We start from the raw sequence: 24,492 nt of genomic DNA, 5'->3' as shown, positions 1-24,492 counted from the left end.
GACCAGACGGGCATTTGTGGCGAGGGGGCTTGCCCCCGTTCGGCTGCGCAGCAGTCGTCAACACGCTGCATGCGGTATGCCTGACGGAATGCGATGGCAAAATTTGGGGCCGCTTCGCGACCCAACGGGGGCAAGCCCCCTCGCCACAGATTTGTGCAAGATTATTGTCACGAACTTCAGCCAAGCAATTCGCGCAGGCGATACCAGAACATCCCGAGAGCCAGCAGCGGCGAGCGCAGGACGCGTCCGCCGGGAAAGGTCATGTGCGGCACGGCGCTGAAAACGTCCAGCCCCCGGCTGTGCCCGGCATGAATCGCTTCGGCCAGCAGCCGTGCGCACCAATGGGTCACGTTCAGGCCATGACCGGAATAGCCCTGGGCGTAGAACACGTTCGGGTACTGGCTCAAGCGTCCGGCCTGGGGGAAACGGTTAGCGGTGATGCCGATCTTGCCACCCCATTGATAGTCGATCCGCACATCCGCCAGCTGCGGGAAGACCTTGAGCATTTTCGGCCGCATATAGGCGCCGATGTCTGCCGGATCGCGCCCGGAATAATGGCAGGCACCGCCGAACAGCAAACGTCGATCTGCCGAGAGCCGGTAGTAATCGAGGCCGACTTTCTGGTCGCACAGCGCCAGGTTCTGCGGGATCAATTGCGCGGCAACCTCCGGCGCCAACGGTTCGGTGGCGATGATGTAACTGCCCGCCGGCAGCACCTTGGCGCAAAGGCGTGGTTCGAGCTCTTCCAGATGCGCGTTGCAGGCCAGCACCAGAGTGCCGGCGCGCACCGTGCCGCCCGCGCAGCGAACCTGCACGGTGCTGCCATGGACCAACTCCAGCACCGGGCATTGCTCGAATATTCGCACCCCGAGGGATTCGGCAACGCGCGCTTCGCCGAGCACCAGGTTCAGCGGATGCAAGTGACCCGAACCCATGTCGATCAGGCCACCGGCATAAACATCGGAGCCCACCACTTGCTGGCGGATCTGCTCGGGGCCGACAAGTCGGGTTTCATGGGCGTAACCCAGCTCGGCGAGGCTCTGCAGTTCAGCCTTGAACGCCGAGAACTGCGCCGGGGTGTTGGCCAGCTCGCAGAAGCCCCAGCGCAGGTCGCAATCGATCCCATGCTCGCGGATACGATTGCCCACCAGTTCCACGGACTCGATACCCGCACGCTCCAGATAGCGCACGCCTTCCTGACCGACATAACGGGCAAAACCGTCGACGTCATGACCGATGCCGCGAATCAACTGCCCGCCGTTACGACCGCTGGCGCCCCAGCCGATCCGCCGGCCTTCCAGCAGAATCACCGAGAGCCCGCGCTGTGCCAGTTCAATGGCGGTGTTGACCCCGGTAAAGCCGCCGCCAATCACGCAGACATCGGCCTCAAGATCCGAGTCCAGCGTGGGGTAGGGCGTCATGCCCTTGGCCGACGCAGCGTAATAGGAATGTGCGTGTTCGTTGTCGTACTGATTCATTTGTTGGACTTCACTTTGCTCCAGGAACGGGTCATCAGACGCATGATCGCCTGGGGCGGGGTGGTCGAGATGTAGAGTTTGTCGAGGACTTCCTGGGGTGGATAGACCTCAGGATTATTGACCAATTCAGCGTCCATGTACTGCTTGGCCGCCGGATTCGGATTGGCATAACCCACCGAGGCGCTGACCTTGGCGATCACTTGCGGTTCGAGCAGGTCATTGATGAAGGCGTGAGCTTCTTTCGGATGGCTGGCGTCGGCAGGGATCGCCAGCAAGTCGAACCACAGGTTGCTGCCTTCCTTGGGAATCGAATAGGCGATATTCACGCCGTTTTTCGCTTCCTTGGCCCGGTTCGCTGCCTGGAACACATCGCCCGAGTAACCGAAAGCGACACAAATGTCGCCGTTGGCCAGGTCCGACACGTACTTGGACGAATGGAAATAGGTGATGTAAGGCCGGATGGTCAGCAGTTTGGCTTCGGCCTTTTTAAAGTCCTCGGGATTTTCGCTGCGTGGGTCCATGCCCATGTAGTTCAGGACCGCCGGGAACACTTCATCCGCCGAATCCATCATCGACACGCCGCACTGACTGAGTTTCTTCAGGTTCTCTGGTTCGAAAAACACGACCCAGGAATCGATGCGATCGATGCCCAGCACCTGCTTGACCTTGTCGACGTTGTAGCCAATACCGTTGGTGCCCCACAGGTACGGCACCGAATGTTCATTACCCGGATCGTTTTTTTCCAGCAAAGCCAGCAGTTTCGGGTCGAGGTTTTTCCAGTTGGGCAGCTGCGAGCGATCCAGTTTGAGGAACGCGCCGGCCTTCACCTGGCGCGCGAGGAAATGGTTGGAGGGCACCACCACGTCATAACCCGTGCGGCCGGCGAGCAGTTTGCCCTCCAGGGTTTCGTTGGAATCGAATACGTCGTAGATCACCTTGGTTCCGGTTTTCGCCTGGAAGTCGGCGAGGGTGGTCTCGCCGATGTAATCGGTCCAGTTGTAGACGCTGACGCTCGGCTGAGCCTGCGCCCCGGCGCTGAACAGCACCGCGAGTGCGACCGGAACCACGGATTTCAATAGACGCATATCGACACCTCTTTGAGTTATTGAATTTCTTCAGGCGTTTCTTTGGTGTTCTGGCGACCGTCTTCGCGAGCAGGCTCGCTCCCACAGGGGAATGCATTTCAGATGTGGGAGCGAACCTGCTCGCGATGGGGCCGTTACTGACTAAACGCTGAGCAGCAGGAACTCGCGCTCCCAGGAGCTGATCACGCGCTTGAAGTTTTCATGTTCGGCGCGCTTGACCGCGACGTAACCCCGGACGAATTTGCTCCCCAGATAACGCTCGATGGTTGCGCATTCCTCCATGCGCGTCAGGGCGTCCTCGATGGTGATAGGCAGGCGCAGGTTGCGTCGCTCGTAGGCGCGGCCCTGCACCGCGGCGCTCGGCTCGACCTGTTCGACCATGCCCAGATAGCCGCACAACAGGCTCGCGGCGATCGCCAGATAGGGGTTGGCGTCGGCGCCCGGCAAGCGGTTTTCCACGCGCATGGCGTCGGGGCTTGAGGTCGGCACGCGCAGGCCGACGGTGCGGTTTTCTTCGCCCCATTCGACGTTGACCGGTGCCGAGGTGTCGGGCAGGAAGCGGCGGAACGAATTGACGTTGGGCGCGAACATCGGCAGCACTTTGGGAATGTACTTTTGCAGGCCGCCAATGTGGTGCAGGAACAGCTCGCTCATCTGCCCGTCGGCATCGGCGAAGATCGGCTGGCCGGTGGCGATGTCCACCACGCTCTGGTGGATGTGCATGGCACTGCCGGGCTCGTCACCGATGGGTTTGGCCATGAAGGTCGCGGTAACGTTGTGCTTGAGTGCCGCTTCGCGCAGGGTGCGTTTGAACACGGTGATCTGGTCCGCGAGATCGAGGGCGTCGCCGTGACGGAAGTTGATTTCCATCTGCGCCGGGCCGTCTTCGTGGATCAGCGTGTCGAGGTCCAGGCCCTGGAGTTCGCACCAGTCGTAGACGTCTTCAAACAGTGGATCGAATTCGTTGGCGGCGTCGATGGAAAACGACTGGCGACCACTTTCCGCACGGCCCGAACGACCCAGTGGCGCCTTGAGCGGCAAGTCCGGGTCTTCGCAGCGCTGGGTCAGGTAGAACTCCATTTCCGGCGCGACAATCGGCTTCCAGCCTTTATCGGTGTAGAGCTGCAGGACTTTCTTCAGCACGTTGCGTGGCGACAGCTCGATGGGATTACCGAACTTGTCGAAGGTGTCGTGGATCACGATGGCGGTCGGCTCGATGGCCCATGGAATCACGTAAACCGCGTCGGCGACGGGCTTGCAGACCATGTCGATGTCGGCCGGGTCAAGCAGGTCGTAGTAGATGTCGTCGTCGACAAAGTCCCCGGTTACCGTTTGCAACAGCACACTTTCCGGCAGGCGCATGCCTCGCTCATGCAGGAACTTGTTGGTGGGTGCAATTTTGCCGCGAGCGATGCCGGTCAAGTCACTGACCACACACTCGACCTCGGTAATCTTGTGATCTTTCAGCCACGTGAACAGCTGATCGAAAGGGACATTCATAAAGACCTCGTCGTTGGTTTTATTGACGCCGGGGAGGGCGGTTTCATGCACCGAACACTTCCCCCGGGACGCGTTGGCGACTATCTTGGGTGAGCCTTGGCATTCCATCTATCCACTTTAAGCAGCACCAAAGCGCACCAAAAGAGTGCGCAAGGTCACCCCATGACAGCGTGCAATTCGTTACAGGTTCAAGCGTTCAACACCGCCGACGTGGCCGAGCAGATCCGCGCCACACCAGGCTGGGTGCAGCACTACCAGCAGATGTCGCCGGGGCATTTCGCCGGGCGGGTGCGCTATCTGGACTTGCAAGGCGTAGAGATTTACGAGGAACAGATGAACACGCGGGTCGAACAGAATTTCAGTGCCCCGGAAGGCTCGCTGGCGTTCTGTTTCGATCGCAGCGACAACTCGCTGTACGTGCTGAACGGTGAGAGCCGCAACATCTGGATCACCCCGGAGAACTATCAGGAAATCGCCGTGGTGTTCGGCCCGGAATTCGTTCAACGGCATGGCCTGGACGTGGCGCGACTCGAAGGCCTGTTCATGTCGCCGCTCAATTCGGGGCAGAACGCGCTGTTCAGCCGCTGGCTGAGCGCAACGCTGACGCGGCTGGCGCAGACGCTGGACCCACCGAGCAAAGAGGCATTGACCCAGCAGCTGCTGGAGGACTGTTTGTACATCCTCGATAACGCCTGTGTTTGCCTTGATCGCGCAGGCTTGCAGCGCCGGACGGAAGAGCGGACGATCATGAAACGCGTTGCTGAATGGGCCGCCGATACACCAGAAGAAACCCTCAATTTACTGGAGCTGTCCCAGGTGGCCGGGGTTTCGCTGCGTCAGTTGCAGCATGCGTTCAAGGCGTATACCGCAATGACCCCCACGCATTGGTTGCGCTTGCGGCGGCTCAACAGCGCGCGCCGTGAACTGCTCAGCAGAACGGCCGGGGACACGACGGTCGCACACGTGGCGATGCATTGGTCGTTCTGGCATCTGGGGCGGTTTTCCAGCAGTTATCGAGCGTTGTTCCAGGAGCTTCCCAGCCAAACGCTCGCCCGCAAATACAGCGGAGGTCATCATGAGTCGGTTATCGTCTTTTAGCCTGTGTGTCGTCATGTCGATGACCTATACGCAGGTTCGGGCCGAAACGGTCGTGCCCTTGAAAGGGCAGAACTCGCAACAAATCCAGCTGGATATCAACGATTGCCGCAACGTCGCGGCCAGTCAGAGCGCCACAACTGCGCCACCTTCGGGCGGGCGACTGCGCGGTGCTGCGGTGGGTGCCGCCGCAGGGGCGGCGGGCGCTGAGGTACGAGGACGTCAGCATGACGAGTTTTACGACCGGGTCGACGACGATGTGAAACAGGACTATCGCCAGAACCGTGCGGGGCAAACCGCGGCGGCGGGCGCGGTGGTCGGTGGTGCACACCAGCGCCAGGAGCGCCGGGCGCAGCAGAACACCGCCACGGCGACCAGTTCATCGGCGTATACCGGATGCCTGCAAGGGCGGGGTTATCAGGTGACCCCATGAGTGTCACTGATCGGGTTGGCTGACGCCTGGGTTTCGCTGCCGCTGATCGAGTAGATAAACCATCAGGCAGGCATAGAGCGTTACGACAATGAATAGCCCCATGCGCACGGCAAAGGCTGTGTACACGTCCTTGCCCGCAGCACTGTCTTGAACGGACTGACCCAATAGAATAATCATCGTGATCAGGCTGTTCAGCCAGAACCCGGGGCTCAATCGCGTGGGACTCAAGGCATACAGCTTGCGCGCCAGCAGCAGGCCAAACAGCAGCATCCACAGAAAGAACATCCACAGGTGCACAAACAGGCTGAGCGCGCACCAGAACACAATGGCCAACAGCCCTCCCAGCAAGGTCGAACCGAGCAGTTCACGACCGGCGTTACGCGCCGTTGTCGTGCTCTGCTGGCCAAGACCGACCGCTTTCAAAATGATCGGCAGATAGCTGGCCGGGTCGGTCAGCGCCAGCAGGAACGTCGGCAAAACGATCAGAGTGGCACGTAGCGCAACCCTGCCCACTTCCTGCGCCGGCACTGCGTTGGCGGCGGGTGGGGAGGGCGCATTGGCCGGGTCGGGAAACAGCCAGTGACTGACCGCCACGACAATGACGGCAAGGATCAGGCCCTTGACCAAGGCGCCGATGACCATGATCGCCAGATCGAACTCGGCGACGCCGGCCGAGGAAATCATGGTCAGGCCAATGATCAGAAAGGTCATGATCAAGTTGTTGCCACCGCGCAGCCCAAAACCAAAGGCCAGGAACAGACTGGCTCCGATCAGCAGCACGCCGCTGAAGGGGTAATAACGCAAGACTGGGATCAGTAACAAGCCGATGCCGGTGGTCAGCATCGCGACCACCGCAAGCACCAGCCCGGCCTTGAAGGGCAGAGGCCGATTGAGCGTGGCCAATAGCAACACGGCAAGCACCGGCGCCATAAAAGGGATCGGCAGCCCCAGGCCGAAGCTGAAAGCCAGGCACAGCGCCGTGCCTGTGGCCAGACGCAATGCCCGTTGAACACGAGGCATGCGTTTAGCAGGCACGCCCTTAATAGGCATAGCTCAGCCAGCTCATCAGCCGCACAAACACGCGTCCCAGGAGATTGAGTGGATTGTTTTGCGATGGGAAGGCCATGACTTCGGCCTGGCCCCCGGCCCGCACGGCGCGACTGTCACGTAACACATTCATGGTCTCGGCAGAAAACTCGATAATCACCGGGAAGCGTTGGGCCGGACGCAGCCAGTCACGACTGTTTTGCACGCTGGGCAAGGTGCCCGGCGCTGGCGCCTGGCCCACGCTGACGCCGTAGCCGACACTGCGCACCCGTCCTTCGAAGACCTCGCCCGGCAGTGCGTCCATAACGATAGCCACCGGGGTCCCGGGCTTGACCAGCCCCAGGTTGTTCTCGGTCATGTCCGCGCTGACCCACACATCGTGAATGGCAATCAAGGTCATGACCGGGCTACCGGCCGCCGCAAACTGCCCGACGTCGGTCCGCAGGTCGGTAATCAGACCCGCCGAGCGTGCGCGGACCTGCGTGTTGGCCGCATCCAGTTCGGCTTTTGACAATGCAGTGGCGGCGCTACGCAACAGCGCGTTGTCTTCCTCGCTGCCGCCTTCCTGTTCCCGTGCCCGCTGGACTTCAGCGCGGGCCGCGGCGACCTGACTGACAGCCTGTTCACGGTTGGCCCGAGAGACTTCAAGCAAGCGCACGGAAATAGTTCCCCGGTCTTCGCGGTACAAGCCTTCAAGGCGTTCGTTATCCTGCCGGGCCTTGAGTTCGTTGGCCTGGGCCGCCCGCAACGAAGCTTGCGCGGAGGCAATGCCGGCGGTGCTGGCGCCGATCTGGCGGCGTGTGGATTCCAGGTCTGCGCGTGCGCGGTCGACGGCTATTTGATAGGGCTGCTGATCCACTTCAAACAGCACATCGCCCGCCTTGACGTCCTGATTGTTGCGCACATTGACACGGATCACCCGACCGGCCACTTCGGATGCCACCGGAATGACAAAAGCACCCACCCGAGCCTGTTGCGTATACGGCGTGAAACGGTCAGCCAACACGTACCAGGCCAGGCTCAGGACGATCAGCAGCATCACCCATTTGATGCCTTTTTTCGCAGGATCGGCAGCAGGCTCGGGCGCCTTGGGGGAGGGTGCCTCTGTGGTGGGCGGCAAGGGTTCACTCATCGGCTTTGACCTCCTGGCTCGGGATAGGATGCTTGCGAAGGGGCCGGCTCATGCAGCAGGTTGCCCCAGTCGGTGCGTTGTTCCATTTGCTGGCGAGTGCGTTGATCGACGGTAGGCCGGGCGCTGTACCAGCCGCCGCCAAGGGCTTTGTACAGGGCGATCAGGTTGCTCACGGCATTGCTGCGGCTGAGCAGGTAATTATCCTGTTGTTCGAGCAGTGCGCGTTGCGCATCCAGCACACGCTGGAAGTCCGAGTAGCCTTCGCGGTATTGGGTGTTGGCCAGGCTCAGCGAACGCTTGGCAGAGACCTGCGCTTCACGCAGGATGCGCTCGCGTTCCAGTGATTTGGTCAGGCCGCTGGCGGCATCATCGGCCTCCCGTGCGGCCTGGCGGACTTTGTCGCGGTAAACCTCGATCAGCTGTTGCAACCGCGCATCCTGTACACGCACGTTGTTGCTGATCTGACCGTGGTCAAACAGGTTCCAGCGCAAACTGGGGCCGCCGATCAGGTCCAGGCTGTTGGAGGTGCCGCTCAACGAATCGGTCGACCAGACGATGCTGCCGAGCAAGGTCAGCGACGGATAAAAGTCGGTTTCAGCCACCCCGATCAGCGCCGACTGGGCAGCGACATTGAGCTCGGCAGCGCGCACGTCCGGTCGACGCAACAGCAGGCTGGCTGGCACGTCTTGCAGCACGGCGCGGTCCACCAGCGGGATCAGCCCCTCGTTTTCGAGTAATTGGGGCAGGGCGCTGGGGGGCTGTCCGATCAGCACGGCCAACGCGTTGCGGGTGCGCAGTACTTGCCCCTCAAGGTCCGGAATGCTGCTCAAGGTGCCCAGGTACTGGGTCTTGGCTTGTTGCAAGTCGAGCTCGGCGCTCTGGCCACTGTTGAACAGTTTCTCGGTGATCTCAAAGTTGCGCTTTTGTTGTTCGGCATTTTCACGGGCGACGCGTAAACGCGCTTCGGTGGTGCGCAACGAGAAGTAAGTGTCAGCCACTTGAGCGCGCAGCAGCACGAGTGCGTCTTCATAATTGGCTTGAGCGGCGAAGTAACTGGCATCGGACGATTCGATGGCTCGACTGAAGCGCCCCCAGAAGTCCAGTTCCCAACCGATGTCAAAGCCTGCGCTGTGTTGCCAGAAGTGGCTGTCTTGCGGGTTGCTGCCGCCGGATTGCTGGCGGTTGAAGTACAGGCTTTCGGCGCTCGCCTGTTGCAGTTGCGGATAGCGTCCGCTTTGCGCGATGCCCAACAGGGCACGGGCTTCCATGACGCGAAGGCCGGCAATTTTCAGGTTTGAATTGTGCGTGTCCGATTCGGCAATAAGAGCGTCGAGGACCGGATCGGCGAACACTTGCCACCACTGGCGAATATCGGGATTCAAACGTCTCTGGCTCGCCTGCTCAAGCGCAGGGCTGCTCCAGAGTTTTGTCCATGCTTCGCCTGGGGCCTGAAAATCCGGCCCCAGACGGACACAGCCGCCAAGGCCAAGGGCGCCCAGCAAAAGCAGCCAACCCAAGCGCCTCAGCATCGCTGCACTACAAGTAAATCAGGCGAAAACGTCATCCGAGCGTCCCTTGGTCGTGAATGCCTTGGCTTGTGGTTCGCTTAGGTTAGTACAGGCCGGACAAATACAACGTCATGTTGGACGATCATCAGAGCGACCAACTGCTAGGCTTCTGAAATGCTGTTAATTGCGGCCATAAAAGAAGGGTACAAAAACCATGAGCAGCCCCAAGGACGACATTGCATCCAGCTCCGCCGGTTGGCGTTTCAAACTGGGTATCGCGATTATTTGTTTGATGCTGGGATCCTGGCTGATGGTGCCTCTTGCTGCCGCCGCGGGTGTGCCAGGCTCAAAGGTCGCGGCGCTGACAGGCATTTTGTTTATCAGTAACAAGATTCTGTTGATCCTCGTCATTGCCGTCATGGGCAAATCCGGCTTTCAGCAACTCAAGCGCAGCATGTTTGGTTACGTCACTACACTTGCACCGGCCGCCGACCTGGAAGTAGGCCCGGTTCGCCATAGAGTGGGCATCTTCATGTTTTGCCTGCCGCTGATCTCGTCATTCCTGGAACCTTACATAGACACTCTCTGGCCGGGGTTAAGACCCAATATCTGGCAGCTCCAGTTACTGGGCGATGCCATGTTGATCGGCAGCTTTTTCGTGCTGGGCGGGAATTTTTGGGACAAGGTACGCGCCTTGTTTATTCGCACTGCACGCGTCGTTAATACGAGTGCGGTTTGAATCACCTCTAGCGCGAAATGATCCCGTGATCGATCGCGTACTTTACGAGGGCGGCGGGTTTATCGATGTTGAGCTTGCGGCGGATGCTCAGGCGATGGGTTTCTACAGTCCGGACACTGATGTCCAGTTCGCGAGCCATTTCCTTGTTGTTCAACCCCTGAGCCATTTTGTACAGCACTTGGCTTTCGCGCGGAGTCAGCTCGTTATCGGTACTTTTATCGGCGATGAGCCGCTGCGCGATTTCGGCACTGTAGAACGTCCCGCCGCTGACAATGGCTTCGATCGCCGCAATGATTTCCCGCGAAGGCGCGTTCTTCAGTACATAGCCGCTGGCACCTGAGCGAACGGACTCACTTACGTATTCATAGTTGTCGTACATGCTCAGCACGAGCACCTTGAGCGACGGGTACTGGCTGCGTAACAGCCGGGTCAGCTCAAGCCCGTTGATGTCCTTCAGGCTGATGTCGACCAGCAACAGATCCGGCTGGCAGCGCCCGACCATCTCAATGGCATCCGCGCCATTCTCGGCTTCTCCCACTACTTCCAGCGGTGCCATGACCGCCAGCAGCGATTTGATCCCATCACGGACCAGAGAGTGATCGTCGACCAGGGCGACGCGGATCGGGTAGGGCAGGTTCATCGCGGGTATTCACTCTAATTGTTATGGGGTGAGTCAGCGTTCTGTACCGGGCAGTTTCATTGGCAACAACACGTCCAGCTCACTTCTTCCCGGCATCGATGTCAGGTCGAATCGACCGCCAAAATGCTCGACACGTTCACGGATATTGCGCAGGCCAATGCCAGCGTGACGACGTTCGACCTGGCCGACGTTGAAACCGATTCCGTCATCAATCACCGTCAGCCGGATGGATTCTTCAGAGCCGTGCAGGGTAATGGAAACGTTTTTTGCCTGCGCGTGTCGTTCGATATTGGTCAGGCCTTCTTGCACGATGCGGAATAAGGAGACCGCTGCCCCATCGACCAAATGACAGTCGAATTCATTATCGTTATAGGTCACCGTGAGCCCGCTACGCTGCTCGAATTCTGCGGCGAGTTGGCCGATGGCCGCTGACAGGCCCAAGGTGTCGAGCAAGGATGAGCGCAGGTCGTGAGACAGGCTGCGCACTTCGCCAATCGCCTCTCCCAGACGCTCCGTAGCCTCGCGCAAAATGCCCAGCCCTTTGTCTTGTCCACTCTCCAGCACATGGCTGGCCAGTTCGAACTGGAACTTGATCGAGACCAGTACCTGGCTGATGCCATCGTGCAGTTCACGGGACACCCGGGTTCGCTCTTCCTCCTGCAGGCTGACGATACGCTGGGTCAGGCGCTGCAGTTTTTTGTCGGCCAGGCGATGTTCGCTGACGTTCAGCGTCATGCCGCTGGCAAAGACAAACAGCACCGCCACGAGGGCCACGGCGGCGATCGCCAGCATGGTTTTGCGGATGCCTTGGGCCACTTCGTCACGCGCCTGCTGGGTGGCGCGTTCAACGTCCTCAAGGTAGATGCCGGTGCCGAGCATCCAGCCCCAACGGTCCAGCATCACCACGTAGGCCAGCTTGTCGGTCACTTGGCCGGAGGAGGGTTTGTTCCAGGCGTAACGTTGAAAGCCTTCGCCCGATTGCGCACTTTTGAGCAATGCCTGGATCACCGGCAAACCGTGGGGGTCGGTCATGTCCCACAGGTATTTACCCACCAGCTCTGACTGGCGCGCGTGCATCAGACTGCGGCCCTCGCGGTCGTAGACGAAGAAGTAGCCATTGATGCCAAAGCTGAGCTTGCGCAGGTCTTCCAGCACTTGTTGCTGTGCGCGCTCGTCACCCCGGCCGTTGTCGTAAAGCGGCGCGATCAGGCTTTGCGCCATTTCGACGTAGTTTTTCAGTTCTGCGCGCTTGCTGGCCAGAATGCTGTCTTCGATCAGTTGCGCCTGTTGATCACCCAGTTGACGGTTCAGGGAAATCACCAGCGCGCAGATGACCGCGATCGCCAACACCAGCGGCAGAATCCCGAGCGCGACGATTTTGTGTTTGAGCTGCATCTCTACTCCTGGCCAGACCGAGGGAAGGCGAAGGCCCGGCATCATATGCCAAAGATACGCGCCTCCAGTAGTGGTGCGAGACACAATGGATGAAATGCAAAACCTGTGGGAGCGGGCTTGCTCGCGAATGCAATCTGTCATTCAACATCGATGTCGTCTGATATACCGACTTCGCGAGCAAGCCCGCTCCCACAGGTTTTTGCATTTTCAACTGACAGATCATCGGTATCTACGTAGAACTACGTAGATACCACGTACGTAGTAACGCGGATTTATTTGTCGACAGCATGGGCGGATATTGGGCCCGCTCCGCACTGCGGACACAATTATAATAATTACCGCCGCAGCTACTGGCTGTCGGCAGGAGACACGCTATGCCCCGTCTGGCTAAACACCTCGCCTGGTTTGCCGTGGCTGTCCTGGGAGCGTTTGCGCTGAGTGTCGTGGCCCTGCGCCGCGGCGAAGCCATCAACGCCCTCTGGATCGTAGTCGCAGCAGTCGCTATCTACCTTGTCGCATACCGCTATTACAGCCTGTTCATCGCCACCAAGGTGATGCAGCTCGACCCCAATCGAGCCACTCCCGCCGTACTCAACAATGATGGTCTGGACTACGTACCGACCAACAAACACGTCCTCTTCGGCCACCACTTCGCAGCCATCGCCGGCGCGGGGCCGCTGGTCGGTCCGGTATTGGCGGCACAGATGGGCTACCTGCCTGGTACGCTCTGGCTGATTGCCGGGGTGGTGCTGGCCGGTGCGGTTCAGGACTTCATGGTCCTGTTCATGTCCACCCGCCGCAACGGCCGTTCCCTGGGCGACATGGTCCGTGAAGAAATGGGCCGCATCCCCGGGACCATCGCGCTATTTGGCTGCTTCCTGATCATGATCATCATCCTCGCGGTGCTGGCGCTGATCGTGGTCAAGGCCTTGGCCGAAAGCCCGTGGGGCATGTTCACGGTGATGGCGACCATCCCGATCGCGATGTTCATGGGCATTTACATGCGCTACATCCGCCCGGGCCGCATCGGTGAAATCTCGGTGATCGGCGTGGCGTTGCTGCTGGGTTCGATCTGGCTGGGCGGGCAGATTGCCGCTGACCCGGTGTGGGCCAAAGCCTTTACCTTCACCGGCATCCAGATTACCTGGATGCTGATCGGCTACGGTTTCGTGGCCGCGGTGTTGCCGGTGTGGCTGATTCTGGCGCCGCGTGACTACCTGTCTACTTTCCTCAAAATCGGCACCATCGTCGCGCTGGCGATCGGCATTCTGATCACCATGCCCGAGCTGAAAATGCCGGCATTGACCCAGTTCATCGACGGCACCGGGCCGGTGTGGAAGGGTGGTCTGTTTCCGTTCCTGTTCATCACCATCGCCTGTGGCGCGGTGTCGGGTTTCCATTCGCTGATTGCTTCCGGCACCACGCCGAAGCTGCTCGCCAGTGAAGGCCATGCCCGTTACATCGGTTATGGCGGCATGTTGATGGAATCCTTTGTGGCCATCATGGCAATGGTTGCCGCTTCGGTGATCGAACCGGGTGTCTACTTCGCCATGAACAGCCCGGCAGCCATTGTTGGCACTGATGCTGTTTCGGTTGCTCAGACGGTCAGCAGTTGGGGTTTCGCGATTACCCCGGAAGCCCTGCAAGCGGTGGCCAAGGACATCGGTGAAACCACCATCCTGGCGCGCGCCGGCGGTGCACCGACCCTGGCAGTCGGTATCGCGCAGATCCTGCACCACGTTCTGCCGGGTGAAAACACCATGGCGTTCTGGTACCACTTCGCGATCCTGTTCGAAGCGCTGTTCATCCTGACTGCCGTCGACGCCGGTACCCGTGCCGGACGGTTCATGCTGCAGGACTTGCTCGGTTCCTTCGTGCCAGCCCTGAAACGCACCGAATCCTGGACTGCCAACCTGATTGCCACCGCCGGTTGTGTGGCGATGTGGGGTTACTTGCTATACCAAGGCGTGATCGACCCACTGGGTGGCATCAACACCTTGTGGCCACTGTTCGGTATCTCCAACCAGATGCTGGCGGGTATCGCGCTGATGCTGGCAACCGTCGTGCTGATCAAAATGAAACGCCAGCGCTACGTCTGGGTGACCATGCTGCCAGCGGTGTGGCTGCTGATCTGCACCACCACCGCCGGCTTCATCAAGCTGTTCGACGCCAACCCGGCGATTGGCTTCCTGGCGCTGGCCAGGAAATACAGCGATGCCTTGGCCAACGGGCAGATCCTGGCCCCGGCCAAGAGCATCGAGCAGATGCAGCACGTGATCTACAACGCCTACACCAATGCGACGCTGACTGTACTGTTCCTGTTCGTGGTGTTCAGCATCCTGTTCTTTGCACTCAAAGTCGGCATCGCCGCCTGGGGCACCAAAGAGCGTACGGATAAAGAAGCGCCATTCCAGGCTCTGCCGGACGCTTGATCGAGGAGTGCAGCATGTTCAATGAACTGAGTCGCCTCGGTAAATACCTGGGTCAGGCCGCACGCCTGATGGTCGGCATGCCTGACTACGACAACTACGTCGAGCATATGCAAACCGAACACCCGGACAAACCGGTGATGAGTTACGAGGCGTTCTTCCGGGAACGCCAAGAGGCTCGTTACGGTGGCAAGGCCGGACCGAAGTGCTGTTGACCCGCTGATGTGATGTGGGAGCAGGTCTGTGTGGGAGCGGGCTTGCTCGCGAAAGCGGTGTATCAGGCGACATCAATGTTGCCTGTGTCGCCGCCTTCGCGAGCAAGCCCGCTCCCACATGGGGCCTGCAACAGTTCGTCAATCACCCCCATGAAGGCCTCGACCAACAGGCTACGCCCCCGGGTTCGCGTGAGTATCAGCAGTTGCGCACAGGCTTCGGGGTCTGCCAACGGCCGGTAGGTCACGGCTTTTTTCACCAGTGTCTGTGTGCACCGGGGCACCAGCGCGATGATCGAAGTGACCTGTCGTCCGGACGGGCCTGGGCGCAGGGGCAGGCCGCCTTCAATTGAGGGGGAGGTTGGATTTACGAGAAGACGGGTAAACATCAAAGTGGTGTTTGGCTTGTCGCAGAAAAACCCGCCTGGCTTCTTCATTCAATCCAATCTTAATCGGAGAACAGCTCGAACATGAGCTGGCGTAACCAACGATTGGCCGGATCCTTGTTGTATCGAGCATGCCAAAACAGATTGATCTCGATTTTCGGCAGCTCCAGAGGCGGCGGTAGAATGGCGAGTCCGAAGGGTGCTTCGCAACTGGTGGCAAATCGTTCAGGCACTGTTGCCAGCAAGTCCGTGCGTTGAAGTATGTGGCCTATCGCGACGAAATGCGGAACCTCCAAACGTATATTCCGCTCGATGCCAGCGCGTGAGAGAAAGGTATCAACTTCGCCGTGTCCTGTGTTCGCCGCCACCACACGAACGTGGTCATAGCTGCAAAAACGCTCCAGCGTCAATGGCTCCTTGGTGGCTGGATGGCCTTTGCGGCACATGCAGACGTAACGATGGTGGAACAAGCGCTGTTTGAAAAAACCGGCCTGAAGGTGGGGCAGTAACCCGACGGCAAGGTCGATCGCACCGTTCTGCAGCCCTTCGGCCAGGGTATCGGTGTTGTTGCGCAGCGTACTGATCGAGCAACCCGGAGCGCGTTCAGCCAGCGCATCCATCAGCCGCGGCATGAAGTAGATTTCACCAATATCGGTCATTGCCATGGTGAATCTGCGATTGCTATTGAGTGGGTCAAACGTGTCCTGTCGGCCAAGTGCATCGCGTAACGTTTGAATGGCTTGCGCAACCGGCTCAGCCAGCTGCCGGGCATAAGGCGTGGGCTCCATTCCCTGGTAGGTGCGCACGAAAAGTTCGTCGTTCAAGGCGGTACGCAACCGCTTTAGTGCGTTGCTGACCGCGGGTTGGGTCAGCTCAAGATTATCTGCCGCGGTCGAAACTCTACGGTCGATGAGTAGTTGGTTGAACACCAAAAGAAGATTGAGATCCAGCTCACGTAATTCCATAACGCCTCGTGCAGGTTGGCTCATACCAGGGCAATAAACCGTTGCCCTTCGTTGGGTCTGCACCGCTCTGAAATGGCCGCTGCAAGAACCGCAAGCCTATCAAGGGCTACGCCGTCGCGTCCATCACCAGGGGGTGCGTGGCTTTTGCTTATCCCTGATCTTTATTCACGTTGGAAATACCAGGTATTTGGATCACTGCATTTATCACGGTTGACGCCTTGGCCATGATCGCTGCAATGCCCAAATTCTGAACGGTTTACGTCACGCCTATCGGTCAGCTAGTTGGGCATCGCGCAACTCCCGGAGGCATCGGGACCTCCGGCTCTATAACAATCACAAAAAGAGCGATGCCATGCGTACGATCGATGTATCAGCCCTGATTGACGGGGCACATTTCAACGCCTTCCATGCGCGCGTGCTGTTCTGGTGCGCACTCATCATCATCTTCGACGGCTATGACCTGGTCATCTATGGGGTCGTGTTGCCCTCACTGATGGCCGAGTGGGGGCTGAGCTCATTACAAGCGGGAGCGCTGGGTAGTTGTGCGTTGGTAGGCATGATGTTGGGCGCGCTGTTTTTCGGGTCATTGTCGGACCGGATAGGCAGACGTAAAACCATCATGATGTGCGTAACTCTTTTCAGCGGTGTCACCGCGATCAACGGCTTGGCGCAGAGCCCAGAGGCTTTTGCGTTGTGCCGATTTATTGCCGGTCTGGGGATTGGCGGGGTAATGCCGAATGTTGTTGCGTTGATGAACGAGTACGCACCCAAGAAATCCCGCAGCACCTTGGTCGCCCTCATGTTCAGTGGCTACTCGCTAGGAGGGATGCTGTCTGCAGGTTTGGGCATGGTGCTGATTCCGCAGTGGGGATGGCAAGCTGTGTTCTATGTGGCCTTGATTCCACTGTTGGCATTGCCATTTTTGATACGGCAGTTGCCCGAGTCGCTGGACTTCCTTCTGCGCACCGGGCAGACGGTCAGAGCCCAGATGTTACTGAGGCAGGCCGTACCGAGTTATGTGCCCAGTGCAACCGATCAGTTGAATCACATGGTTGCTAAAGGCACGAATGTGTCGATTGCGCAGTTGTTCCAAAAGGGGCGCAAGTTGAGCACCTTCATGCTGTGGCTGGCGTTTTTCTGTTGCCTGCTAATGGTCTATGCATTGAGCTCCTGGCTGCCCAAACTCATGAGCGCCGCCGGTTACGGCTTGAACTCGAGCCTGGCGTTTCTGGTGGCGCTGAACCTAGGTGCGATTATCGGCGCGGTAGCCGGTGGGTGGTTGGGTGATCGAATAGGCATCGCCAAGGTCTTGTTCGTCTTCTTCAGCTGCGGGGCTTTGGCCCTGAGCCTGCTCGCACTCAAAGCCCCGTTACCTGTGCTCTATTTGCTCATCGCCATTGCCGGGGCGTGCACCATCGGCACGCAAATCCTCGCCAACGCTTGCACCGTGCAATATTACCCGCCGCAGATACGGGCCACAGGCCTCGGTTGGGCGATGGGCGTGGGTCGCACCGGTGCCATCATTGGCCCTCTACTGGGCGGCGCACTGCATGCCTCATCGTTGCCGCTGCAGGCGAGTTTTCTCATCTTCGCAATACCGGGGCTGGTAGGGGCAATAGCCATTCTGGTCTTCCTGATACAGAACGCGCGAAATCGATCTGGCTCCCTTCGTCACTCATACCATACTACTTGAACGTATTAATGAGGCCTTCGATCTGATGCATGAAGGCACTATCAAATACTGATCCGCACCCTGGAGCTCAGGCTCCAGATCCAGTTCGAATAGTCCCTGATACTGGAGGTTTATCGTGAGCAACTTGAAGCTTCATCCTTCGCTGGACAACGCAATAGAGCCCAGCATTGCAAACTTCTCTGGCGGAACCCTGCAATGCCTGTGTCCGACCGATAAGGTTGAAATCAGGATTGACGCCCAGACCCTGCACAATCATGCCTGTGGCTGCAGCAAGTGCTGGAAACCCGCTGGTGCGAAATTCGCGGTCGTTGCTGTCGTTCCCCGCGATAAAGCCAGCGTCACCGCGAACGCCGAGAAGCTGGTCATCGTCGACGAGCGCGCGGTTATTCAACGACATGCCTGCAAAGAGTGCCATGCACATATGTTCGGCCGCATCGAAAATAAAGACCATGCGTTCTATGGCCTGGACTTCGTGCATACCGAGCTATCTCCGCAAAAAGGGTGGGCTGCACCGGGCTTTGCAGCCTTCGTTTCGTCGATCATCGAAACCGGCACCCCGCCGGAGGACATGAAGGAAATTCGCGAAAAACTGCGCGCGCTCGGTCTGGAACCTTATGATTGCTTATCGCCAGATCTGATGGACGCATTGGCTACACAAGTAGCGAAGTTGAATGGCGTTCTCCCATCCCGTTAAACCCCATGTGCCGAATGTATTATTCGGCACGACCCGCCTTGACTGAACCATTGGTGCAACGTCCTTCACCTATATCCGTTTCAGGTGAAGGACGTTGCGCTCGGCCCAGCATTTCCATTTCTTGGCCGAACAATATTCACATTCGTAATGCTGACTATGGGAGTTGCGGTATTTATCAATAGCGCCCAGATGGCGATGATTTGGTTACTCCAATAACAATCAGCCTCATGGGTACCTTGCTATGCAACCCTCTCAATCTACTTTGCACATCGGTATTGTCGGCGGTGGTATCGCCGGCGTGGCATTGGCGCTGGATCTGTGCCGCCATTCCCATCTTAGCGTTCAGTTGTTCGAAGCGGCAGCGGCCTTTGGCGAGGTCGGTGCCGGTGTCTCCTTCGGCGCCAATGCCGTTCGTGCCATCGCCGGTCTGGGTATTGCCGAACCCTATCGGCAGATCGCCGACCGCACGCTTGATCCCTGGCAGGATATTTGGTTCGAATGGCGCCGCGGCGAGGATGCCAGCTACCTGGGCGCGAGCCTGGCCGAAGGGGTAGGGCAGTCTTCGGTGCACCGTGCGGATTTTCTCGACGCACTGGCCAGCCAGTTGCCAGAGGGAATCGCCCAATTCGGCAAGCGCGCGGTTAGCGTGGAGCAGGATGCCGAACAGGCCCGCGTGCTGTTCACCGATGGCAACGAGCACCGCTGCGACCTGTTGATCGCCGCTGACGGTATCAAGTCTTCGATTCGTGATCATGTTCTTCAAGGTCTCGGCCAGCCCCTTGCTGCGCCGCGCTTCAGCGGTACCTGCGCTTACCGCGGGATGATCGACAGCCAACAGTTGCGCGCTGCTTACCGTGCTCGGGGTGTCGATGAGCACCTTGTCGACGTTCCGCAGATGTATCTGGGGCTCGATGCGCACATCCTCACCTTTCCGGTTAAACAAGGCCGGCTGATCAACGTGGTGGCGTTCATTTCCGACCGCAGTCAGCCGGATCCATCCTGGCCGAGCGATTCCCCATGGGTACGTAATGCCAGCCAGGAAGAAATGCTTGCCGCCTTCGCCGACTGGGGCGATGCCGCACGGGTGCTGCTCGAGTGCATTCCGGCACCGACCCTTTGGGCTCTGCATGAACTTGAAGAGCTGCCGGGCTACGTGCACGGCCGCGTAGGGCTGATCGGCGATGCGGCCCACGCCATGTTACCGCACCAGGGGGCCGGAGCAGGGCAGGGGTTGGAAGATGCCTGGCTTTTGGCCCGACTGCTGGCCGATCCCCAGGTTCTGGCGAGTCGGCCACAGGCGGTGCTCGAGGTCTATGACGCGATCCGTCGTCCGCGCGCGTGTCGTGTGCAACGCACGTCCTGGGAAGCCGGCGAGCTTTACGAATTGCGTGATTCAGCAGTCGCTGATAACGCGCAGCTGCTGGGTAAAACCCTGGCAGAGCGTTTCGACTGGCTGTGGGATCACGATCTGCAGTCCGACCTGCAAGAGGCTCGTGAGCAATTGGGCTGGCAAGCACTCGCCCAGTGACTTGTATCGGCATGCCCGGGGTGGGGCGAAGATGCTACTGAAAAAGAATGTGCCGGCGACTTGGATAATCTCCTCATGTGCCGACACATTTTTTAACGCTGCTATTACACCTTCGTTGTGGTCTTGGCAGCGAAATCACCCAGGGCCACAACCAGAGCAGGTCGATGAGCTGGTTAAATTGTGCGAGCATTGGCAGTGATGCTGCGAGCGCTGGAGCCGCGAAGGATGCTCCAGGCTGATGATTTCGTTTCTTTCCAGGATGGATGTTTACCCAATGCTCAAGTTCAATGCTCATCTCGGTTTCCAATTCAATGAATTGCCTTTTCTACAACGCATCGAAGCAGCCGCCGCCGCTGGCTTTCGGGCGGTAGAGTTCCCGTCGCCCTATGAATTCGACGCGAGTCTCCTGGCCGACCACCTGGCTCAATACAGTCTGCCGTTGATTCAGTTCGCCGCACCGGCTGGCGTTACCAAAGGCATCGCTGCCTTGCAGGGCAAGGAAGAAGAGTTTCGCAACGGGTTGCTCCAGGCCGCCAGCTATGCAAAGGCACTGGGGTGTTCGAATGTCCACATCATGTCTGGCGTTACAACGCAGGATGAGGCAGCGCATATCTTCGGGAGCAACCTGGAGTATGCAGTCAAGTACTTCGAAGATCAGGGTTTGCGGCCGCTTATCGAAGTAATCAGTTCGCAGGAGATGCCGGGCTATTACATGTCTGACTTCAGCAAGGCGCAACAGGTGCTGGAAACCTTCCCGAGTGTTGGGCTGATTCTCGATCTTTACCATGCCCAGCGTCTGACCGCAGACGCAGCAGATGTTCTGGGTCGGTTTTATGACAGAACCGTCCATGTGCAAATTGCCGACTGTCCGGGTCGTCACGAACCGGGAACGGGGAGCATCGACTTTGCTGCCTTGTTCGCGGCGCTGGAGCAGCGTGGCTACCCAGGATGGATCGGTTGTGAATACCGTCCTTCCGGTTCTACCGTTGCGAGCCTTGACTGGATTAAGCAGCTAAGTGCTTAGCACTTGCGACGCGCGAACGATGTTTTGAATAGCTAGAGATTTTTCGACTTTGGCATTGGGTCGCATTATGACGATGCTGGCTCCTGAGGGAATCGGGAGCACAGCATCATCAAGGTAATGTCCTTGGTTAGTGTCGCTCGACAATCATGCCAAGCTCGTCGTGAGCTCTTGATAAGCTCTTACTCGGTTGATAGTGAATGCCGCATGAGATTGGTGTCGTAAACACTTAATGTCAAGAATCTGTATCTCGTTGATTTTTAGAATTATCTTTTCGCGCCCATGTGATATCTATCTGAAAAATGATCTTTTTTTTGCATTTAAATGGCATTCTGATTGAATTATTGTATTTAGATAATATTCGAATTAGCCATGAAAATTCAACAAAGCAACAGGTTTATCTATGAGGGGAAGGTATGGAGCTACGTAGCGTCCCTTACGGAAACCTCAGTTCAGCTGCACTGCGAGGCGGAACATCTTTTTGCTGAGGCTGACCTCTCGAAGATTGAGCTGATTTCTTTAAGTTCTTCATCAATTGAGGAGCCAACAAAGGATTTGTCGGGTGCGTCATGGGCCGAGTGGGAATTGGCTGAGTTTCGGTATCGTGCGATTAAAGAATATTTGCAGCATGCTGAAGAGCATGAAGCATTCGCGAAACTGCAAGCAACTCTATCGTTGAGCGAGTCTCGTGTGTATGTACTCGTACAAAATTATAACGAGGAGGAGGGACAATGCCAGTCAGAGAGAGCAGACAAGTGGATCTGAAGCGTGCCAGGCGAGAACGAATCTCTGGATGCCGACAAGTATTCTATAAGTGCTGCTGCGGAGGTAGGCAGCTGCTTCCCATAGGTGAAGCGATAGTGATCTACGGCATTTTTGTAGGATCTGACCGTATTGAGGCTGGAATATGCCGAGTGAGAAGGTTTGCTCCTAGGCCCTTGGCGCTCATCAAGAAAGACCTCGTTTATGAAGGTCTGTTCAGAGCTTGATTTATCACCTCTATCGCCGTTCATTCTTGTTAGCTCTTCCTAGACTTCTCTTAAATCTTAGTCACTATCAAGTGCATGTCAAAATCAACGAGTAGTCTCGAACACCCCATCACAAACAAAATCAATAAACGCTCTCAACTTCGGCGTCAGGTAGCGGCTCGACGGCCATACCACCTGGATGTTCAGCGTGCGCAGCACTTTGTCGTCCAGTATCGACACCAGCTCTCCGGCCGCCAGTGCCTCGCGCACCGCAAACTCGGGGACGCAGGCGATGCCCAGTCCCTGGCGGGCCATGTGGATCAGCATTTCTAGATTATTGCAGACCATCGTCGCCGGTACTTTCAATTCGGTGCCTTCGGCAAGCCCTGACAGTGGCCATTTTTCCAGTTTGCCCGTAGAGGGCAGTTTGTAATGCAGGCAGTGGTGTTCCTGCAGTTGCTCGACATTCTGCGGGTAACCGTGGCTCGCAAAGTAACTGGGGGCGCCGACGAGGTAGAAACCGAAGCTGTCGAGTTTCCTGGCCATTAATCGGGAGTCGTGCAACTGGCCAGTGCGCACCACGGCGTCGAAACCTTCCTCGACCACATCCACCAGCCGATCGGTGAAGTCCAGTTCCAGCTGGATTTCTGGATAGTGCTGCATGAATCGTGAGAGCTGCATGAACAGGACGTTTCCCAGCAGCGGCAGGCTGATGCGCAGTTTACCTCGTGGTGTCTCGCTGGAGCTGGAGAGTTCCTGCTCGGCGGCTTCCAGTTCGTTGAGCACCCGGCGGCAGCGCTCCAGAAACAACGAGCCTTCGCTGGTCAGGTTGATGCTGCGGGTATTGCGATGGAACAGGCGTGCGCCGAGTTTCTCTTCCATGCGCGCGATGCTCTTACCCACCGCCGAGGCGGAGATCCCCAACAAACGGCCGGCCCCAACAAAACTGCGGCTTTCGGCAACCTGCACAAACACCGTGATGCCATTGAGCTTATCCAACACTCACTCCTTTGATTGCGGACAAAAAGGTCCGTGGACCTCGGAATTGTAACCTCTGTTTCCCGACAACGGCCCCCTCTACCATCGAGACATCGACTTATTCATCCAACTATTCAGGTCCGCCAATGTCAGTCAACGAACCGCTTCGCTCATTACAGTCTCTACGCTCGTTTGAACCTGTCGAGCTGGCTTCGCGCATCGACGCGGTGCTGGAGCAGACCTTGCACGATCAGCGCCTGGTAGGTGCAGTGGTGCTGGTGGCTCACCGCGGCAAGCTCATTTACCAGCGCGCGGCCGGGTTGGCCGACCGCGAGACGCAGTTGCCGATGCGCGAGGATGCCTTGTTTCGGCTGTCTTCGGTATCCAAGCCGATCGTTTCGGTGGCGGCACTGGCGCTGATCGGCCAAGGCAAACTCAACCTGGATGACGACATTACCCGCTGGCTGCCTTACTTCAAGCCGACCCTGAGCGACGGCCAGCCAGCGACGATCACGGTGCGTCAGTTGCTGAGCCATACCGCCGGCCTCACTTATGGTTTTCTGGAAAGCGATCAGGGTGGTCCTTATCGTGATGCCGGTGTGTCCGATGGCATGGAGCGCAGCAACGTGACACTGGAAGAAAACCTGCGCCGCCTCAGTCACGCGCCCTTGCTGTACAAACCTGGTAGTTCGTGGGGCTACTCCATTGCGACCGATGTCCTGGGCGGCGTGATTGCTGCAGTCACCGGCACCTCGCTGGCCGCTGCAATCGAGGCACTGATCGCCAAGCCACTGGGCTTGCGCGATGTCGGTTTCGGTGTGTCCGACGCCAGCCGCCTGACCCCGGCGTACCTGAACGATCAACCACAGCCGCGGCGCATGAAAGAGCTGGAAGTGGTGCCGGTTTTCGAAGGCACCGCCGGCATCAAGCTGGAGCCGAGCCGGGCCCTGGACCCACAGGCTTTCAACTCTGGTGGTTCGGGCTTGATCGGCAGCGCTGGTGAGTTTCTCCAGCTGCTCGAAACCCTGCGCAAAGGCGGCGCGCCGTTGTTGCCTAAAGCGCTGGCCGATGAAATGACCACAAACCAGACCGGCGAGCTCGAACTGGAAAACTGGCCCGGTCGCGGCTTCGGCCTGGGCTTTACCGTGCTCAAGGACCCGACCGCCGCCCAGACGGTCGAGTCGGTCGGTAGTTGGCGATTGGGTGGTGCCTATGGACACTCCTGGTTCGTCGACCCGGCCGAGCAATTGACGGTCGTCGCCTTCACCAATACCGCCTTCGAAGGCATGTTCGGGCAATTTACCGTCGACCTGTGCAACGCCGTTTACGGGGAATGACCTTCGCGCCGGTCCCTGCCCGGGGACCGGCCGTAAGCACAAAAAAAGCAGCGGTTCGCCCCGCGTTCCGCCGCTAAAAATGTCTGCATTTAGCCGTACCCCTGGGGTCAACGGACCCTCGCAACATTGCCTGCAATGCTCGCAACGCCGCTGAGATTGTCGTGTGATTTTTTTACAGGGAGCACGCCTGCACACGCAGGTGTTTTGGGGCGTGCCATGACTATTTGGG

21 protein-coding genes and 1 pseudogene are annotated in these 24,492 nt (G+C 58.4%); 11 read left to right on the top strand and 11 right to left on the bottom strand.

What is annotated here, in order from left to right; all coding sequences use genetic code 11:
• Positions 1-176: 176 nt before the first annotated feature.
• The 3 genes from ACA044_RS15385 to ACA044_RS15375 all read right to left on the bottom strand — a co-directional run bounded on the left by ACA044_RS15385 (position 177) and on the right by ACA044_RS15375 (position 4,063).
• Positions 177-1,478, bottom strand: coding sequence for an NAD(P)/FAD-dependent oxidoreductase (locus ACA044_RS15385; RefSeq protein WP_497447107.1), 1,302 nt, complete (start codon positions 1,476-1,478; stop codon positions 177-179).
• Positions 1,475-2,563, bottom strand: coding sequence for a polyamine ABC transporter substrate-binding protein (locus ACA044_RS15380; RefSeq protein WP_497447106.1), 1,089 nt, complete (start codon positions 2,561-2,563; stop codon positions 1,475-1,477). Before ACA044_RS15380 ends, ACA044_RS15385 begins: the two co-directional genes overlap by 4 nt.
• A 141-nt stretch (positions 2,564-2,704) precedes the next feature.
• Positions 2,705-4,063 (bottom strand): glutamine synthetase family protein, encoded by a 1,359-nt coding sequence (locus ACA044_RS15375; protein ID WP_497447105.1) that lies wholly within the window; start codon positions 4,061-4,063, stop codon positions 2,705-2,707.
• A 162-nt stretch (positions 4,064-4,225) separates the two neighbouring features.
• On the opposite strand from ACA044_RS15375, the gene ACA044_RS15370 reads away from it, so the two are divergent.
• Together ACA044_RS15370 and ACA044_RS15365 are read left to right on the top strand one after the other, a co-directional pair.
• Positions 4,226-5,161 carry a helix-turn-helix domain-containing protein gene (locus ACA044_RS15370; protein ID WP_497447104.1) on the top strand — a complete coding sequence of 312 codons (936 nt, stop codon included), beginning with the start codon at positions 4,226-4,228 and terminating at the stop codon, positions 5,159-5,161.
• The gene (locus ACA044_RS15365; RefSeq protein WP_497447103.1) at positions 5,139-5,591 is read left to right on the top strand and encodes a hypothetical protein; all 453 of its coding nucleotides are present in this window, start codon (positions 5,139-5,141) and stop codon (positions 5,589-5,591) included. The genes ACA044_RS15370 and ACA044_RS15365 overlap by 23 nt, the downstream gene beginning before the upstream one ends.
• Before the next feature lie 3 nt (positions 5,592-5,594).
• Here the strand turns inward: ACA044_RS15365 and ACA044_RS15360 are convergent, their stop codons facing one another.
• The 3 genes from ACA044_RS15360 to ACA044_RS15350 are packed head-to-tail and all read right to left on the bottom strand — an operon-like array spanning position 5,595 to position 9,299.
• Entirely contained in the window at positions 5,595-6,641 is a 1,047-nt protein-coding gene (locus ACA044_RS15360) for a DUF2955 domain-containing protein (RefSeq protein WP_497447102.1), read from the bottom strand.
• Positions 6,631-7,770, bottom strand: a complete 1,140-nt coding sequence (locus tag ACA044_RS15355; protein WP_497447101.1) for an HlyD family secretion protein — start codon at positions 7,768-7,770, stop codon at positions 6,631-6,633. The genes ACA044_RS15360 and ACA044_RS15355 overlap by 11 nt, the downstream gene beginning before the upstream one ends.
• Positions 7,767-9,299, bottom strand: a complete 1,533-nt coding sequence (locus tag ACA044_RS15350) for an efflux transporter outer membrane subunit (RefSeq protein WP_497447100.1) — start codon at positions 9,297-9,299, stop codon at positions 7,767-7,769. Before ACA044_RS15350 ends, ACA044_RS15355 begins: the two co-directional genes overlap by 4 nt.
• 193 nt (positions 9,300-9,492) lie before the next feature.
• On the opposite strand from ACA044_RS15350, the gene ACA044_RS15345 reads away from it, so the two are divergent.
• Complete coding sequence (locus ACA044_RS15345) at positions 9,493-10,017, top strand: transporter suffix domain-containing protein (RefSeq protein WP_497447099.1); 525 nt, start codon at positions 9,493-9,495, stop codon at positions 10,015-10,017.
• A gap of 7 nt (positions 10,018-10,024) precedes the next feature.
• On the opposite strand, the gene ACA044_RS15340 is transcribed toward ACA044_RS15345, so the two are convergent.
• Positions 10,025-10,657 (bottom strand): response regulator, encoded by a 633-nt coding sequence (locus ACA044_RS15340; RefSeq protein WP_018925859.1) that lies wholly within the window; start codon positions 10,655-10,657, stop codon positions 10,025-10,027.
• 33 nt (positions 10,658-10,690) lie between these two features.
• Positions 10,691-12,052 carry a cache domain-containing protein gene (locus tag ACA044_RS15335; RefSeq protein WP_497447098.1) on the bottom strand — a complete coding sequence of 454 codons (1,362 nt, stop codon included), beginning with the start codon at positions 12,050-12,052 and terminating at the stop codon, positions 10,691-10,693.
• A gap of 374 nt (positions 12,053-12,426) precedes the next feature.
• On the opposite strand from ACA044_RS15335, the gene ACA044_RS15330 reads away from it, so the two are divergent.
• Both ACA044_RS15330 and ACA044_RS15325 read left to right on the top strand, forming a co-directional pair.
• The gene (locus ACA044_RS15330; protein ID WP_497447097.1) at positions 12,427-14,484 is read left to right on the top strand and encodes a carbon starvation CstA family protein; all 2,058 of its coding nucleotides are present in this window, start codon (positions 12,427-12,429) and stop codon (positions 14,482-14,484) included.
• 14 nt (positions 14,485-14,498) lie between these two features.
• A complete protein-coding gene (locus ACA044_RS15325) occupies positions 14,499-14,696 on the top strand; it encodes a YbdD/YjiX family protein (protein WP_497447096.1) in 198 nt (65 codons plus the stop codon).
• Positions 14,697-14,758: 62 nt separating this feature from the next.
• Here the strand turns inward: ACA044_RS15325 and ACA044_RS15320 are convergent.
• Together ACA044_RS15320 and ACA044_RS15315 are read right to left on the bottom strand one after the other, a co-directional pair.
• Positions 14,759-15,034 (bottom strand): annotated as a pseudogene (locus tag ACA044_RS15320) (hypothetical protein); the annotation flags it as partial.
• 107 nt (positions 15,035-15,141) lie between these two features.
• Positions 15,142-16,044: a LysR family transcriptional regulator gene (locus ACA044_RS15315; RefSeq protein ID WP_497447095.1), complete on the bottom strand. Its 903-nt coding sequence runs from the start codon at positions 16,042-16,044 to the stop codon at positions 15,142-15,144.
• A 352-nt stretch (positions 16,045-16,396) separates the two neighbouring features.
• On the opposite strand from ACA044_RS15315, the gene ACA044_RS15310 reads away from it, so the two are divergent.
• The 5 genes from ACA044_RS15310 to ACA044_RS15290 all read left to right on the top strand — a co-directional run bounded on the left by ACA044_RS15310 (position 16,397) and on the right by ACA044_RS15290 (position 21,745).
• Positions 16,397-17,737: an MFS transporter gene (locus ACA044_RS15310; RefSeq protein ID WP_497447094.1), complete on the top strand. Its 1,341-nt coding sequence runs from the start codon at positions 16,397-16,399 to the stop codon at positions 17,735-17,737.
• A gap of 115 nt (positions 17,738-17,852) precedes the next feature.
• Positions 17,853-18,431 (top strand): S-(hydroxymethyl)glutathione synthase, encoded by a 579-nt coding sequence (gene gfa / locus ACA044_RS15305; protein WP_497447093.1) that lies wholly within the window; start codon positions 17,853-17,855, stop codon positions 18,429-18,431.
• A 241-nt stretch (positions 18,432-18,672) separates the two neighbouring features.
• Positions 18,673-19,959 carry a salicylate 1-monooxygenase gene (gene salA / locus ACA044_RS15300; protein WP_497447092.1) on the top strand — a complete coding sequence of 429 codons (1,287 nt, stop codon included), beginning with the start codon at positions 18,673-18,675 and terminating at the stop codon, positions 19,957-19,959.
• Positions 19,960-20,233: 274 nt separating this feature from the next.
• Entirely contained in the window at positions 20,234-20,983 is a 750-nt protein-coding gene (locus ACA044_RS15295; RefSeq protein ID WP_497447228.1) for a hydroxypyruvate isomerase family protein, read from the top strand.
• Positions 20,984-21,352: 369 nt separating this feature from the next.
• A complete protein-coding gene (locus ACA044_RS15290) occupies positions 21,353-21,745 on the top strand; it encodes a hypothetical protein (RefSeq protein WP_497447091.1) in 393 nt (130 codons plus the stop codon).
• A gap of 308 nt (positions 21,746-22,053) precedes the next feature.
• Here ACA044_RS15290 and ACA044_RS15285 read toward each other — a convergent pair whose 3' ends face one another.
• Positions 22,054-22,947: a LysR family transcriptional regulator gene (locus ACA044_RS15285; RefSeq protein WP_497447090.1), complete on the bottom strand. Its 894-nt coding sequence runs from the start codon at positions 22,945-22,947 to the stop codon at positions 22,054-22,056.
• Positions 22,948-23,072: 125 nt separating this feature from the next.
• On the opposite strand from ACA044_RS15285, the gene ACA044_RS15280 reads away from it, so the two are divergent.
• The gene (locus ACA044_RS15280; protein WP_497447089.1) at positions 23,073-24,263 is read left to right on the top strand and encodes a serine hydrolase domain-containing protein; all 1,191 of its coding nucleotides are present in this window, start codon (positions 23,073-23,075) and stop codon (positions 24,261-24,263) included.
• Positions 24,264-24,492: the final 229 nt, after the last annotated feature.

The sequence above is a fragment of the Pseudomonas sp. LBUM1673 genome (assembly GCF_059695645.1).
Note: the sequence above shows the minus strand (reverse complement) of the source record. Positions and strands in the feature narration are given on the sequence as shown.